The sequence below is a fragment of the Marinifilum sp. D714 genome (genome assembly GCF_030851345.1).
GTDB lineage: Bacteria > Bacteroidota > Bacteroidia > Bacteroidales > Marinifilaceae > Marinifilum.
The window spans coordinates 12,817-27,633 of record NZ_JALPNU010000013.1; the positions used below are offsets into that span (position 1 = coordinate 12,817).

At 35.1% G+C, this 14,817-nt stretch carries 14 protein-coding genes; 9 read left to right on the forward strand and 5 right to left on the reverse strand.

Going from position 1 to position 14,817, the window contains the following annotated elements; translation table 11 throughout:
* Positions 1-255 precede the first annotated feature (255 nt).
* Positions 256-522, forward strand: coding sequence for a hypothetical protein (locus M0051_RS12650; protein WP_120238203.1), 267 nt, complete (start codon positions 256-258; stop codon positions 520-522).
* On the opposite strand, the gene dxs is transcribed toward M0051_RS12650, so the two are convergent.
* Positions 519-2,432: a 1-deoxy-D-xylulose-5-phosphate synthase gene (gene dxs, locus M0051_RS12655; protein WP_306741887.1), complete on the reverse strand. Its 1,914-nt coding sequence runs from the start codon at positions 2,430-2,432 to the stop codon at positions 519-521. The two genes, M0051_RS12650 and dxs, sit on opposite strands and share 4 nt — an antisense overlap.
* 313 nt (positions 2,433-2,745) lie before the next feature.
* Between dxs and M0051_RS12660 the strand changes: the two genes are divergently transcribed.
* The 8 genes from M0051_RS12660 to M0051_RS12695 all read left to right on the forward strand — a co-directional run bounded on the left by M0051_RS12660 (position 2,746) and on the right by M0051_RS12695 (position 11,346).
* On the forward strand, positions 2,746-3,756 hold the full coding sequence (locus tag M0051_RS12660; RefSeq protein ID WP_306741888.1) for an OmpA family protein: 1,011 nt from the start codon (positions 2,746-2,748) through the stop codon (positions 3,754-3,756).
* A 73-nt stretch (positions 3,757-3,829) separates the two neighbouring features.
* Complete coding sequence (locus tag M0051_RS12665; protein ID WP_306741889.1) at positions 3,830-4,618, forward strand: BtpA/SgcQ family protein; 789 nt, start codon at positions 3,830-3,832, stop codon at positions 4,616-4,618.
* 228 nt (positions 4,619-4,846) lie between these two features.
* The gene (locus M0051_RS12670; RefSeq protein ID WP_268191876.1) at positions 4,847-5,221 is read left to right on the forward strand and encodes a BlaI/MecI/CopY family transcriptional regulator; all 375 of its coding nucleotides are present in this window, start codon (positions 4,847-4,849) and stop codon (positions 5,219-5,221) included.
* A 3-nt stretch (positions 5,222-5,224) separates the two neighbouring features.
* Positions 5,225-6,508: a M56 family metallopeptidase gene (locus M0051_RS12675; RefSeq protein WP_306741890.1), complete on the forward strand. Its 1,284-nt coding sequence runs from the start codon at positions 5,225-5,227 to the stop codon at positions 6,506-6,508.
* A 375-nt stretch (positions 6,509-6,883) separates the two neighbouring features.
* Positions 6,884-7,297 (forward strand): hypothetical protein, encoded by a 414-nt coding sequence (locus M0051_RS12680; protein ID WP_306741891.1) that lies wholly within the window; start codon positions 6,884-6,886, stop codon positions 7,295-7,297.
* 308 nt (positions 7,298-7,605) lie between these two features.
* A complete protein-coding gene (locus tag M0051_RS12685; protein WP_306741892.1) occupies positions 7,606-7,803 on the forward strand; it encodes a hypothetical protein in 198 nt (65 codons plus the stop codon).
* Positions 7,804-7,859: 56 nt separating this feature from the next.
* A complete protein-coding gene (locus M0051_RS12690; RefSeq protein WP_306741893.1) occupies positions 7,860-8,702 on the forward strand; it encodes a GLPGLI family protein in 843 nt (280 codons plus the stop codon).
* 1 nt (position 8,703) lies between these two features.
* Entirely contained in the window at positions 8,704-11,346 is a 2,643-nt protein-coding gene (locus M0051_RS12695; RefSeq protein WP_306741894.1) for a hypothetical protein, read from the forward strand.
* Between the two features lie 39 nt (positions 11,347-11,385).
* Here M0051_RS12695 and frr read toward each other — a convergent pair whose 3' ends face one another.
* The 4 genes from frr to rpsB form a co-directional block, all read right to left on the reverse strand.
* Positions 11,386-11,949, reverse strand: coding sequence for a ribosome recycling factor (gene frr / locus M0051_RS12700; RefSeq protein ID WP_306741895.1), 564 nt, complete (start codon positions 11,947-11,949; stop codon positions 11,386-11,388).
* A gap of 221 nt (positions 11,950-12,170) precedes the next feature.
* Positions 12,171-12,881, reverse strand: a complete 711-nt coding sequence (pyrH, locus tag M0051_RS12705; protein ID WP_306741896.1) for a UMP kinase — start codon at positions 12,879-12,881, stop codon at positions 12,171-12,173.
* A 224-nt stretch (positions 12,882-13,105) separates the two neighbouring features.
* Positions 13,106-13,930, reverse strand: coding sequence for a translation elongation factor Ts (gene tsf, locus M0051_RS12710; RefSeq protein WP_306741897.1), 825 nt, complete (start codon positions 13,928-13,930; stop codon positions 13,106-13,108).
* Between the two features lie 29 nt (positions 13,931-13,959).
* Positions 13,960-14,769: a 30S ribosomal protein S2 gene (gene rpsB, locus M0051_RS12715; protein WP_306741898.1), complete on the reverse strand. Its 810-nt coding sequence runs from the start codon at positions 14,767-14,769 to the stop codon at positions 13,960-13,962.
* Positions 14,770-14,817 lie beyond the last annotated feature (48 nt).

Here is a 14,817-nt window from a genome sequence, read left to right on the forward strand (position 1 = left end):
TAGGCTTTTGGTTTGAACTGGCATGCACTTTATATCAATAAATTGTAAATATTTTGAGCGAAAACGATATAAAACCAATTGGCAATTAAGAATTAACAATTATCCACTCTAAATTTGCTTAAAGCGAGGTAAAATATTTTTTTCTGCTATTTCTAATTTCCTTAAATTGATATCAGCAAAACAATCCTGATTTATACACTCTTACCCGAAAGGGATTACATGATTTGGTTTGATAAAAATGATTATCAGTAAGAGATGAAAAGAGTAATTAAGGACTATAAAAGTATTGGAATGGATTTGTTGCAATTGTTGATCAAATCTTTTCCAGATGGAATCTACGAAGATGATTTAATAAAAATCACAAAGCCTAATGGTAAGAAAATTAATGTGATTGAATTACGTACCGAAGATACTGTATACTTAATTAAAATGGATAAGGAAATGCAATCGCAAATGGATTCCTTTACTGGAGATTTTGAAGGCTTAGATCCTTATTCGGATGGATACAGAGATGGAGTTTAGTTTGTGTGTTTTGCCAGTACTTTGTTTACAGTTGCTATAATTCCTTCTTTGTCGTAACCACATTCTTTGTAGAGTTCTTGCTGGGTTCCTTGTTCAATCCATTTGTCAGGAACTCCAAGGCGGGTTATTCTGCTTTGGTATCCATTATCGCTCATAAATTCTAAAACTGCTGATCCCAATCCACCAACAATACAACCATCTTCAAGAGTAATGATATTATTGTGTTTCGATAATACTTCATGCAGCAATTCTTCATCAAGAGGTTTCAAATATCTCATGTCGTAATGAGCGATAGACATTCCCTCTTTTTCCAATTCTTCAATGGCGTCCATTGCTTCTGTTCCGATTGCTCCGATTGATAGAATGGCTAAATCGTCACCCTCTTTTAGTTTTTGACCTTTTCCAACAGGCAGAATTTCAAAATCTTTTTTCCAATCAATAATTCTACCTCTTCCGCGAGGGTAGCGAATAGAAAATGCACCCATATTTTCCTGTTGAGCGGTAAACATGAGATTACGCAATTCAATTTCGTTTAATGGAGCTGCTATGGTTAGGTTTGGAACACAACGCATAAAAGCAAGATCGTAAACACCATGGTGAGTTGCACCATCGGCACCAACTAGTCCACCTCTATCCAAACAGAAAACAACATTTACACCTTGTAAGGCTACATCATGAATTACCTGATCGTAGGCACGTTGCATAAAGGATGAGTAGATGGCACAAAACGGAACTTTTCCCTGTGCAGCCAATCCGCCTGAGAATGTAACGGCATGTTGTTCTGCAATACCAACGTCAAAGGCTCTTTCGGGCATTGCTTCCATCAGTTTGTTCATTGAACTGCCAGTTGGCATTGCAGGAGTAATCCCTACAACCTTGTCATTCATTTTGGCAAGATCAACCAATGTTTCCCCAAATACATCCTGAAACTTTGGTGCTTGTGGTCCATTGTCCGTTGATTTTATAATTTCCCCGGTTTCCTTATCGAATTTACCAGGAGCATGCCAATAGGTTTGATCGATTTCGGCTTGTTTAAATCCTTTGCCTTTTTTGGTAATGCAGTGCAGGATTTTTGGTCCGGGAATCTTTTGCAAATCACTCAATACTTTTACCAAATGATTTACATCGTGACCATCTACCGGACCGAAATATCTAAAGTTAAGCGCTTCAAAAAGATTGCTTTGCTTTAGTAAAATGGTTTTTACACCGTTTTCAACTTTTTGAAACAACTTTTGAGTATTAGGATTGATTCTGTTGAATTTCCCAAGAAGTCTCCATACATCGTTTTTAACCTTGTTATAAGTTTGCGATGTGGTGATGTCCAGAAGGTAATCATTCAAACCACCGGTATTTGGATCGATAGCCATATTGTTATCGTTCAGGATTACCAATAAGTCGGCCTTGTTACCAGCAGCATTGTTCAAGCCTTCGAAAGCTAAACCTGCCGTCATCGAGCCATCTCCAATTACAGCAACCGTTTTTCTATCAGTTTCTCCTTTTAATTGGGCAGCTACAGCCATTCCTAATGCTGCAGAGATAGAAGTCGAAGAGTGACCTACAGTGAAAGAATCGTATTCACTTTCTTGTCTGTTGGGAAACCCACTAATTCCTTTGTATTGACGATTGGTATGGAAAATATCTTTTCTTCCGGTAAGGATTTTGTGTCCGTAAGCCTGATGACCAACATCCCAAACCAAGTTGTCATATGGAGTATTCATGACATAATGAAGGGCAACAGTAAGTTCAACTACACCCAAGCTGGCACCAAAGTGACCTGGGTTATTTGATACCTGTTCAATAATTTCCTGTCGCAATTCAGAACATACCTGAATCAAATCATCTTCAGAAATCTTTTTAAGATCTTCCGGATAATTAATCTGATCCAATAATTTTTTATCTGCTTGCGTCATGTACGAAATTCCTCCTTATACCGTTAAAAATATTGCACGAAGATAATAAATAATTAACAAGTAATGTTGGCATGTTATTCGTATATAAAACGCCGTATTCATATATTTGTTTAGGTAATACCAAATTAACTAAAGACTAAGCAATAAAATTATTTCTTTTGCACTTCTGCTTCATTAAAAAAGCTGCGTCGTAACTCTGCTATGACTTACTTTTTTATCTTGCACAAGCACAAAATATTCTAATTTTAAAAAGCTTATCCTTTAATGAAATTGGTATAAGAGAGTTCTATTACTAATAAAAGTATTATTTAAAATGATTAAAAAATTAAGCCCATCAATATTCGCTTTGTTATTAGCGGTAAGTCTTTTTTCATGTGTTCCGACAAGGCAATATCAAGAACTTCAGAACAAACAGGCCAATTGTTTAGAAGAACTTGAAATGCAGAAAGAGAAAAATCTTGAATTGAGTGAGAGTAATAACGAGCTGAAAGGAAAATTGGATGTTTTAAAAGGAAAGTATGACAATATTCTTTCTGATACCATTGCTTTATCCAGAAGATTACAATCAGCACGAGAAAGGTTAAGCAGAGCAGAACGAAGCAATCGAGATTTGATGGATCAATTGGCAGGTATGCAGGCTGGTAATGCTAGAGAAACAAAAGCTTTACTCGAACAAATCCGTAAAGCTCAAAACGATTTGCAACTGCGAGAAGATGAGGTTTTGGCTCTTGAAAAGCAAATGGATGCTCGAAAGAGAAAGTTGGATGCATTGCAGGCAGAATTGGGAAAAAGAGATCAAAAGCTTAGAGAGTTGGAATCGGCCCTAAGAAGGAAAGAAGAGGCAGTAAAAGCTCTAAAGGATAAAGTAATGAGTGCATTGACAGGTTTTGAAGGAAATGGTTTGTCAATTAGCACCAGGAATGGAAAGGTTTATGTTTCTATGGATGAGAAACTCTTGTTTAGATCTGGTTCTTATACTGTTGATCAACGCGGTGTTCAGGCATTGGGACAATTGTCAAAAGTATTGGCTCAAAATAAGGATATCAATGTAATGATTGAAGGACATACCGACAATGTACCTTATAATGGAAGCGGTGTTTTAAAGGATAACTGGGATTTAAGTGTAAAAAGAGCAACTTCAATTGTAAGAATCATTATTAAGAATAAAGGAGTGGCTCCAAAACGATTAACGGTTGCAGGTCGTAGTAAGTATGTTCCTGTTGAAACCAATGCAACTTCGGCAGGACGAAGCAAAAATCGTAGAACAGAGATTATTTTGACTCCTAAGTTGGATGAGTTGTTTCAGATTTTGGAGAGTAACTAGGTTTTGAAGAGACGCACGGCTGTGCGTCTGTACGTCAATAAAATTATTTTACGTTTGAGTGAAAAATAAAGTCATGAACTTAAATAAAACAATCATCGGCATGGTACATTTGCAAGCCTTGCCAGGAACACCCAACAGTAAGCACAGTATCGAAGAAATTTGTGAAATTGCAGTTCAGGAAGCTAAAACTTATGAAGAAGCTGGCCTGGATGCCATCATGATTGAAAACATGCATGATGTTCCTTACCTTAAAGGCGCAGTTGGACCGGAAATTACTGCAAGCATGGCGGTAGTGGCAAAAGCCATTCGCGAAGCGGTTGACTTAGCATTGGGCATACAAATATTGGCCGGAGCTAATAAAGAAGCTTTAGCAGTGGCCAAGGCTGCAAATTTTCAGTTTATAAGAGCAGAAGGTTTTGTGTTCGGACATGTGGCGGATGAGGGGTATATAGATTCTTGCGCTGGTGAACTATTGAGATACCGCAAAGCAATAGGAGCCGAAGATGTGAAGATCTTTACCGATATAAAAAAGAAACACAGTTCGCATGCCCTTACTGCCGATGTTGACATTGATGAAACCGCAAAAGCTGCTGAATTTTTCCTGAGTGATGGGCTAATTGTAACAGGATCATCAACAGGGAAAGCTGTGTATCTTCACGAGTTAAAAAGTTTGAAAGATAAGGTTCAAATTCCGGTATTGATAGGATCGGGGATTACTGCTGAGAATCTGGAAGAATATTGGAATTATGCTGCGGGCTTTATTGTTGGCTCACATTTTAAGGAGAATGGTTTTTGGAAGAATTCAATATCGAAAGAGCGTTTAAAGATATTTGTGGAGAAGGTGAAGCAGCTTAGAAAGTAGAATCCGTAATTAATAATAGAATTGTAAAAGTCCAAGGGATAATATCTCTTGGACTTTTTTTGTATGTACAAGCTAATATTTAAAGCGATTTTATACAATCTAAACTATAAAATTCGTTCCTTAACGAGAAAGATAGTTAAGGAACGAGAAAAATAGTTGATAAAACGAAAAAAATAGTTACATTTGAATTGTCAACATTATTCATGGTATATAAAAAAGGTAATTTAAATGCATACAAAACGATTAACGAAACGGGAAGAAGATGTAATGAAGATATTGTGGAATGCAGGTAAAGGTTTTGTGAAAGACTTGCTAAAACAGCATTCGGAACCTAAACCACACTACAATACTTTTAGTACAATTATTCGCGGATTAGAGGAAAAAGGCTTTGTATCTCACAATTCCTATGGTAATACACATGAATATTATCCGGTAATAACAAGAGAGGAGTATCGGAAGCTATTCATTAAAAATGTAGTATCGGATTATTTTGAATCTTCCTATAAAAGTGTGGTTTCATTTTTTGTGAAGGAAGAAAAACTAAATGTTGATGATCTTAAGGAACTCATTGATCTGATTGAAAAAAAAGAAGAAAAGGAGTAAGCTATGATCGAAATGTTTTGGGAATATCAAATTAAAGGAGGAATTGTACTGGCAGTATCAGTTCTTTTGTATGTGCTCGTATTATCGAATGATAGCTTTTTTAAGCGTAACAGGTTATGGCTGGTTGGTAGCCTTTTATTACCATGGATAGTGCCATTGATTACCATGCCTGTTTGGATGAAAAGGATGTTGTTTACTGATATGGGTGTCACTGTACCCTTACATACTTTTGTATCGGTAGGTCAAACGAATACGGATATAGTTCAGGCAACGAATCATTTTTCTTTTTCGATAGAGTTTTTGGGCATTGTGCTGTATGGGCTGATTAGTGTTGTATTCTTAATCAGACTTTTTTACGGCTATGCATCTATTTTAAGTTTAAAAAAGAGTGCAGAATGTAAATCCTATAAAGGATTTTCGTTAGCAGTTCTGCCAGACTCAAAGCTTGGGCCATTTTCCTTTTTCAGAACGATTTTTATTCCTAAAGAATTGGAAAAAAGCAAAGAGAGTAGACTTATTTTGGAGCATGAAAAAGCACATTGCGCCGGATGGCATTCTATCGATCTTACTTTAGTTGAATGTATGCTAATCTTTCAATGGTGGAATCCTTTTGCATGGTGGTTACGAAATTTAATTGCCAATAATCATGAATTTTGTGTTGACAACATCATGCTAAAGAATTTATCGGATCCGAAAGATTATCAATACTCCTTACTCAATCTTGTACGTGGGCAAGGACAAAACCATTTGGTTAATAATTACAATCAAAGTCTTACTAAAAAAAGGATAATCATGATGAACAAATCAAATAAAAATAGAACGATACATAGATTAAAAGGATTACTCTTATTGCCTATATTGACTTTTAGCCTCTTGGCATTTACCAATCCTAAGCAGTCCGAAGATGTAAAGGTGGAAAAGAAAGCGGAACAGACAATCGCTAATATGTTGGATTTGCAGAAGAATATTGCCAGAAACGTAAAGTATCCTGTAAAAGCTCAAGAGAATTATACACAAGCCGATGTAATTGCCCATGTTACTATTGATAAAAATGGACAAGTAAAAGATGTTAAAATTGCTCGGAAAAGTCAGGGTAATGTGGTTAAAATTGATGAGGTTGTAATTACAGCCTATAAAAATTCTGGAGGAAATCAGGATAATAGTCAGGCAGGCATAAAGAGCCTGGAAAAAGAGACTACACGTATTTTAAAATCCTTACCAAGATTGACTAATCAGGCTTGGATAGGGCAGAAACTCGAATTCAAGCTTAAATTTAAATTACAGTAGTATATTATAACATCTTTATAAGATAAAATGTTAACCCATGAGAATTTGTTTTTCATGGGTTTTGTTTTTTTAATAAGATATGATTTTTTCTTCTGCCTATTTATTAGGCATGGGAAAAGTAAGGTGAGAATGTTTGAAAAATAAGTAAAATAAAATAGAGCATTAATTATATCGGACGATCACTTGATAGGTGTGATTAAAGTGCAAAAATACCTGATAAGAAACTTAAATAACGTGATTATTAATTGAAATTACGTATTTGTGAAATGTCGCAATAAAAATTTTGTGTTAATAAAAAAAACGACTAAGTTTGATTGTTGTTTATCAAAAACAAATTATAACTCAATTCAATATTAACCCTAAAACCCCAAAGGAATGAGTATTAATTTTAAACCAGTAGGTCGTAAAAACCCAAGAGACCGACAAGCTCCAGCTAAGTATTATGCTTCAATTAATGCTAAAGGCAAAAGAAACATTCGTTTTATTGCTGAAGAGATTGCTGATCGTTCCAGTTTAAATCAAATGGACATCATGTCTGTAATTGAAGGCTTCCTTCAGATTGTTCCCAAAACCTTGCTCGATGGTTATACAGTAGATCTGGGTGAGTTTGGTAATATGGGATTAATTGCCAAGAGCGAAGGCGTAGAAAAGGAAGAAGAACTTAATGCCAGCCATATTGATGGTGTAAAAGTAAGATTCCGCCCAGGAATATTGTTTAAAGATGAATTGGCAAGTGCTAAATTCGAGAAAATTGCCACTATTCACGAAAGCGAAGTGGCAAGCGAATAAATAAGATCAAGTATTTTTTGAAAATAGTCTAGACTTTATTTAAAAAAGTCTAGACCTAAAAAAATAAAGTCTAGACCTTTTTACAAAAAGGTCTTGATATTCTTTTACAAAGGTCAAGATGTTTTTTCATAAAAGTCTTGAGAAAGAAAAAAGCCGCTTTGAGTTTTTAAATAACTTATAGCCATCCTCATATCAAAGCGGCCTGGTAGCTAAGCTACGCTGCAAGTGCAAAGCTACCTAAACGGGGTGAATTATGCAATTGGCAACTGCGTAAAGAAGGTATCTTATGCCAATAAAAATCAATTATTATGAAGATTAAATCTTTATTAATCGCAATTTGTTTTGTATCTCTTATGGGTTCTACTTATTCAGCTAATGCTGAAACTCATTGTATTACTGTGTCAATTGATTGTGGTAATGGAACAGGTACAAATACAGTAGCGTGTGGTGAAACTACAGCAGAAATTGTAAAGGAAGCAATGGAAGTAGCAGATGTAGTTTGTTAATAATAGTAAAGTACTAGTGGGAGACTTTTAAGTCTCCCACATTTAAATGAAAATTCATGATAAAATATTGTTTTTTATTTGCAACGATTTTGATGTCAACTTGTTGCTACTCTCAAGAATTTGTAAAAATAGATGCTGCAGTTAAGGAGTTTTACTATGATTATACATTTCAGCAGGATTCTACTGATCACACTAGTGAAAAGTACCAGGAAATGGTTTTACAAGTAGGGGAGAATAAATCTAAATTTACAGCAGTAAACAAATTATACACCGATTCCTTACTATTTACGGTTAAGGATATGGATCCAAATGCAGGTTTCCTTAAAATATGGCCCCAATTACAAGCTTTAAGAATTCATAAATTTTGCACCTACAATATTTATAAAAATTACCCACAAAAAAAGAATGTAAGATTTGTTGGTGATTTAGGTTCTAAGAAAACCTTAATGGTTGATGAAGAAATTAATATTAATTGGAAAATAGAAACCCAAAAGGATACTACTATTTCGGGTTATTCGTGCCAGATGGCTACATGTAATTTTGCTGGTAGAGATTATATTGCATGGTACACAATGGAAATTCCGGTTAGTGATGGTCCATATAAGTTTCATGGTCTGCCAGGATTGATTGTTCGTATTTCCGACATGAAAAATCAACATATTTTCCAGATGTATAAAGTTAAAAATTGTGATACATCAAAGGATATGTTATTTGTTGCTGAGAATAATATTCAGGAAACAACTGCTCCTAAGTTTGCCAAGGCCATGAAAGCACATATTGCTGATATGTATCGAAAATATGGTGGTAGTGCTTCTCCAATTCAATACAAGAGCCCAGAACAAGAGTCGAAAGTGTTAAGAAATATCCGCAGCAGGAACAATTATATTGAGAGATATTAAGATGCAAAAAGTATTTTTAACGCTTTTTTTAAATCTTTTCACACTGTTCCTTTTTTCTCAAAGCACCATTCAAGGTTATTTATTAACCGATAAGAAAGAGTCGGTAGAGGGCATTGTAGTTAGTTTGCATGCCGATGCAAATACCAAAAAGTTCCTGGCTTATTCAATAAGCAATGCTGAAGGGTTTTACCAATTAAACTACGATGATGATATTGAAGGGAAGGCACTTCGCTTGCGTTCTTTAATGTATCGTGATACTTGTATTATTTTAAGTGGTGTAAAGCATGAATATAATATTAGCCTAAAGGAAAGTATTAAAATGCTAAAGGAGGTGAAGGTAAAGTCGACACCAATTATTGGTAAAGGCGATACGGTAACCTATATTACTGCTGCTTTTGCTCAAAAAAGAGATTTTTCGATTGCTGAAGTCATTAATCGAATGCCTGGTTTTGAGTTAATGGATAATGGTAAGGTGTTGTATCATGGACGTGAAATAGAAAAGTATTATATAGAGGGATCAGACTTGTTAGAGGAAAGGTATGCTTTGGCCAATAAAAATTTACCTCATAAGGCAGTGGCTTCGGTGGATGTAATGCACAATCATCAAAGTAAAAAAATATTCGAAAATAGAATTGCCTCTGATCAAACCTCGCTAAATATTAAACTAAAAAAATCAGTTGCTTTTACTGGGCGTGGTGAACTTGGTGCTGCCTACAAGCCTTGGGGAAGATATGTAAATCTAACCCCAATGATGTTTACCAAAAAATATCAGTTTATTGGTTCCTATCAATCTAACAATATTGGTTCCGATTTATCCGATCAGATGTCTGGTTTGAGGTATAAAAATGGCAAACTGGAAGGTGAAGAGAAAATGCATTTTAGCTTTTTAGGCTTGCCGTCGCTTCATTATCCTAATATTAAGAAAAGCCGATACTTAGACAATGATGCCAACTTGGTAACCATTAATGGGCTTCGTAAATTAAATGATAAAACGGAGTTGAAAATTAATTCGGCTTACCTATCGGATAATATCGATGAGTTAAAGAATAGTGAAACATCTTACTATTTGGATGAGGGTTTGTATAAAACAAACGAGCTTTATGAAAATCGATTTAAGAACCGATCCTTTTTTACCGATTTAAATTTAAGAAAGAACCTTTCATCGGTTTACCTCAACAATAAAATTGGTTACATTCAGTTTTGGGACAAATCCAAAGCAATTATTCAGGAAGGTACAACTCAACAAATAAATGCGCGAACTCCTCACCGTAGCTTGTATAATATTTTAGATTGTACTCTGCCTTTTTTTAAGGGATTTGCTAGTTTTTATTCATCGGTAGATTTAAACGAAAGCGACGAGGATTTGACTTTTACGCCAAATGTTTTCAATAATATTTTAGAGTATGGAGAAGACATATCTGTAAACAAACAAAATTTGAAGAATAGAAGTTTTGTGAGTAAAAACCATTTTAAATTTACCAAAAAATGGCATGCATTTATTTTAGAATCTTTGGTTGGATTTAATTACGAAAGTCAGGAATTAGAGTCTTCTATGTATTCATCCGAGGAGATTTTAGACTTCGATGTCCTATCTAATGATATCACTTGGAATAAAACGGATTATGTGTTTAATCCTTGTTTAAAGTACGAAACCAGCGATTTAAAACTATCTTTTGATTTGCCTTTGAATTACTATTTTTTCAAGTATAATGATCACAAATACTCTTCTCAAATCCGACAGGATAAAGTCCTCTTTAACCCTCGATTTTATTTAAAGTATGAATGGAACTCTGCTTTTGATGCAAGGCTTACGCTAAGTGAAGTAAAATCAATGGGAAATCCCAATTCAATGCTGCAAGGCAATATTGTATACGATCATAGAAGTATGCGCAGTAGAGTAGCTCAAATCGATGAAAGTAAAAGTAGATCGTTCAGGCTTAATATTGGATATAGAGATGCGATTAATGGCTTGTTTATGCGGTTTGGTTACAATAAGCGAATAAAAGAAAAGGACTTCATACTCGATAAATCTATTTTATCGCCAGGCGTATTTCAATATAGTCTAATAGAAAAAGAAAATGATGTTGACATTAACCAACTCACAGGTGATTTTTCGCTGTATCTGTCCAATTTACATTTAAATTTGGCTTTGAAATCTGATTTTACCAATCAAAAATCGGATTACCTATTAAATGGCGATCTTAAAGAATTTAAGTTGAATAGCTACAAGAATCATTTTAAGCTGAATTTTGACAAGTGGAATTTCTTGGCTCTGGATTATGGATATTCTATATTATGGGGTAGACAGGAGAGTAATGGAAATAAAACCAAATCAACAGAACAAGTGCATACTGCTCGCATTTGCTACTATTTTAATTCTAAACAATGGCTTGAGCTTCGACCGGAGTATACCATTTTTAGTCAATCAGAAAATAAAACACAGGAATCATTATTTACAGACCTAATTTATTCTTTTACGCCCAAAGGAAGCCGTTTTTCTTACTTATTGGAGTGTAAAAACATTTTTAATAGTAAGAATGTTTATTCCAGCTTTAATTCAGATTTAAGCTCGGTTTATAGTGAATTTAATCTACGACCAAGGGCTTTTGTAGCTCGAGTAAGGTTTTCTTTTGGGAAGAATTAAAAGCAAAAAAAAAGCTGCCATTTGGCAGCTTTTTTTTTATTATATGGTCATTATATCTTTCTCTTTTTCTGCAAGCATAGCGTCAATCTTTTTACCGAAATTATCGGTCATGTTTTGCACTTCTGCTTCAGCATCTTTTTCAAGATCTTCTGATAATCCTTCTTTAATTAATTTTTTCAACTCTACGTTGGTATCACGGCGAGCGTTACGAATACTTACTTTAGCATTTTCACACTCTGCTTTCGATTGTTTTACCAAGTCACCACGACGTTCCTCGGTTAAAGCAGGAATATTAATACGGATAATTTCACCGTTGTTATCAGGGTTGAAACCTAAATTTGCATTTAGAATTGCTTTTTCGATAGGAGAAATCATGCTTTTTTCCCAAGGTTGAACAGCAATTGTTCTAGGATCAGGAACACTCACATTAGCAACTTGAGCTAAAGGAGTCATGCTTCCATAGTAATCAACCATAACACCATTTAACATGCTAGGACTAGCTTTTCCAGCACGTATTTTAAGTAATTCTTTTTCAAGATGGTCTACTGCAGATTCCATCTTTTCCTTTGCATCATCCAGATACATTTGAACTTCTTCGGTCATAGGAGAAAGATTTTAATTGTAATTATTGATCAATGTATGTGTTTACAAAAATAATAAAATTTAGCTTCTAGCTGTTGGCTATTGTCTTTTAGCTTCTTGTCTTTCTAGTATTAAGAATGCTTATCTAATGGAGCAATCTTAAAAGTCCTCCTTCAAATATCACTAATAAAGATAACATTTTTTCTTAAAGCTAACAGTTAAAGGCTAATAACAAGAAACTTTTAGTTGTGTACTACAGTTCCAATGTTCTCTCCTTCAATAACTTTTTTCAAGTTTCCTTTGGTGTCCATATCGAACACTACAATGTTCAAATCGTTTTCTTTGCACATGGTTGTAGCTGTAAGGTCCATAATACGAAGATTTCGATTGTAAATTTCGTCGAAAGTAATATTTTCAAACTTAGTTGCTGATGGATCTTTTTCAGGATCTGCTGTGTAAATACCGTCAACGCGAGTACCTTTTAGCATTGCATCAGCTTCAATTTCGATACCTCTTAATGAAGATCCGGTATCGGTAGTAAAGTAAGGGTTACCTGTTCCTGCAGAGAAGATGGTAACATAGCCATTGTTTAGGTAATCAACGGCTTTTTGCTTCGAATAAAACTCTCCAATTGGCTCCATTCTAATGGCTGTAAGTACTCTTGATTTACATCCGATTGCATCCAGGGCAGAGTTTAGGGCTAAACTATTAATTACGGTTGCCATCATACCCATTTGGTCTCCTTTAACACGATCGAAACCTTTGGCCGCGCCGCTTAAACCACGGAAAATATTTCCACCGCCAATAACAATTCCTACTTGAACGCCAAGTTCGGTGATTTCCTTAATTTGTTCTGCATAATCGTTCAAACGTTGCGAATCGATACCATATTGTTGTTCACCCATTAATGATTCGCCACTTAGCTTTAAAAGTACTCGTTTGTATTTTGCCATAATTTTATCAGCTGTAAGCTAAAAGCATAAAGCTAAAAGCTTGAGGTTTATTTTTTAGCTACCGTCTTTAAGTAATTTACTTCAAGCGGTTTGTTGTGATTCTAAAGATAAATAAATTAGATATTTAAAAGATGTCAGCTAAAAGCTTTTTGCTAATATCTTTTAATAGTATACAAAAAAAGAGTTCCGAAAAGGAACTCTTTTTATATGTAATAATAATTGTATTAAGCATTCAAAGTAAAACGCTTCATTGCAGTAACAGTAAGGTCTTTGTCAGCTTCTGCAAGATATTGCTTAACTGATTTCTTACCATCTTTTACGAAGTCTTGGTTCAATAAAGTAACCTCTTTGAAGAATTTACCTAAACGACCTTGAGCAATTTTATCAAGGATCTGCTCTGGCTTACCTTCAAGACGAGCTTTTTCTTTACCAATCTCCAACTCTTTAGCTACAACGTCAGCAGGAACTGCATCTTCGTTAATAGCGATAGGAGCCATAGCTGCTGCTTGCATAGCAACGTCTTTACCCATTTGTTCTTCAACTTCTTTGTTGAATCCAATCAAAGTCGCCAATTTGTTACCTGCGTGGATATATGCAACTGCTGATTCAGCTTCGATTGTTTCGTATGTACTCAAATCGATTTTTTCGCCGATTACACCAGTTTGCTCAGTAACATGCGCTTCAACTGTTCTACCATCCATTTCCAAAGCTTTCAAAGCTTCCAAATCAGCTGGCTTGTTTGCTAAAGCAAGATCAAGGATCTGAGTAGCGAAAGCTACAAAGTTTTCATTCTTTGCTACGAAGTCAGTTTCGCAGTTCAAAGTAATCAATGCACCTGTTTTCTTGTCTTCTGAAACTTTTGCTAATACAACACCTTCAGTTGCTTCTCTGTCGGCACGTTTGTTAGCAATTGCCATACCTTTTTTACGAATGATTTCTACTGCTGCGTCAAAATCTCCTTCTGCTTCAGTAAGAGCTTTTTTACAATCCATCATTCCTGCGCCAGTTGCTTTACGCAATTTGGCTACGTCTGCTGCTTTAATAGACATGATATATCGAATTTTTTTGTGTGAATAAATTACTCCTTATCATTCTTTCCTGCTTCAGTAGCTGGGGCTTCTGGTGCAGCTGGAGCTTCTGCTTTAGTCGCTTTTTTAGCTTTAGCTGATTTCTTATCTGCAGATTCTTTTTCTTTTTCTACTTTTCTTTCAGCTAAACCGTCTTTAATAGCTCCGGTAACTTTATCAAGGATAATAGAAATTGAGTTAGAAGCATCATCATTCGCTGGAATTACGAAATCAACACCTTCTGGGCTTGAGTTAGTATCTACCATAGCAAATACTGGAATACCCAAACGGTTAGCTTCTTTAACTGCGATGTATTCTTTCATTACATCAACTACAAACAAAGCTGCTGGTAATCTGGTCAGATCAGCAATAGAACCTAAGTTCTTTTCAAGCTTAGCTCTCTGACGAGAGATTTGTAGTTTTTCTCTTTTAGAAAGGTGGTTAAAAGTTCCATCAGATTCCATTTTATCAATAGAAGTCATTTTCTTAACTGCCTTTCTGATGGTAGGGAAGTTAGTTAACATACCACCTGGCCAACGCTCAGTTACATATGGCATGTTTACAGCACTTACTTTTTCTGAAACGATAGCTTTAGCTTGCTTTTTCGTTGCAACAAAAAGAATTTTTCTACCTGATTTAGCAATTTGTCTTAATGCTGCTGCAGCATCATCAACTTTAACCGCTGTTTTGTGTAGGTCTATAATGTGGATTCCATTACGCTCCATGAAAATATAAGGAGCCATTTTAGGATTCCATTTTCTTGTTAAGTGACCGAAGTGACATCCGGCTTCTAACAATTCTTCAAATGTAGTATTTGACATTTTTTTGTTTTTTTAATCGTTTACATTCATTTTATGGCAATTGTCAAG

Coding starts and splice junctions, on each gene's coding strand:
- M0051_RS12670 (WP_268191876.1), top strand. CDS start 4,847: ATGCATACAAAACGATTAACGAAACGGGAAGAAGATGTAATGAAGATA.
- tsf (WP_306741897.1), bottom strand. CDS start 13,930: ATGTCTATTAAAGCAGCAGACGTAGCCAAATTGCGTAAAGCAACTGGC.
- M0051_RS12660 (WP_306741888.1), top strand. CDS start 2,746: ATGATTAAAAAATTAAGCCCATCAATATTCGCTTTGTTATTAGCGGTA.
- M0051_RS12675 (WP_306741890.1), top strand. CDS start 5,225: ATGATCGAAATGTTTTGGGAATATCAAATTAAAGGAGGAATTGTACTG.
- pyrH (WP_306741896.1), bottom strand. CDS start 12,881: ATGGCAAAATACAAACGAGTACTTTTAAAGCTAAGTGGCGAATCATTA.
- M0051_RS12665 (WP_306741889.1), top strand. CDS start 3,830: ATGAACTTAAATAAAACAATCATCGGCATGGTACATTTGCAAGCCTTG.
- M0051_RS12650 (WP_120238203.1), top strand. CDS start 256: ATGAAAAGAGTAATTAAGGACTATAAAAGTATTGGAATGGATTTGTTG.
- rpsB (WP_306741898.1), bottom strand. CDS start 14,769: ATGTCAAATACTACATTTGAAGAATTGTTAGAAGCCGGATGTCACTTC.
- M0051_RS12695 (WP_306741894.1), top strand. CDS start 8,704: ATGCAAAAAGTATTTTTAACGCTTTTTTTAAATCTTTTCACACTGTTC.
- frr (WP_306741895.1), bottom strand. CDS start 11,949: ATGACCGAAGAAGTTCAAATGTATCTGGATGATGCAAAGGAAAAGATG.
- dxs (WP_306741887.1), bottom strand. CDS start 2,432: ATGACGCAAGCAGATAAAAAATTATTGGATCAGATTAATTATCCGGAA.
- M0051_RS12685 (WP_306741892.1), top strand. CDS start 7,606: ATGAAGATTAAATCTTTATTAATCGCAATTTGTTTTGTATCTCTTATG.
- M0051_RS12680 (WP_306741891.1), top strand. CDS start 6,884: ATGAGTATTAATTTTAAACCAGTAGGTCGTAAAAACCCAAGAGACCGA.
- M0051_RS12690 (WP_306741893.1), top strand. CDS start 7,860: ATGATAAAATATTGTTTTTTATTTGCAACGATTTTGATGTCAACTTGT.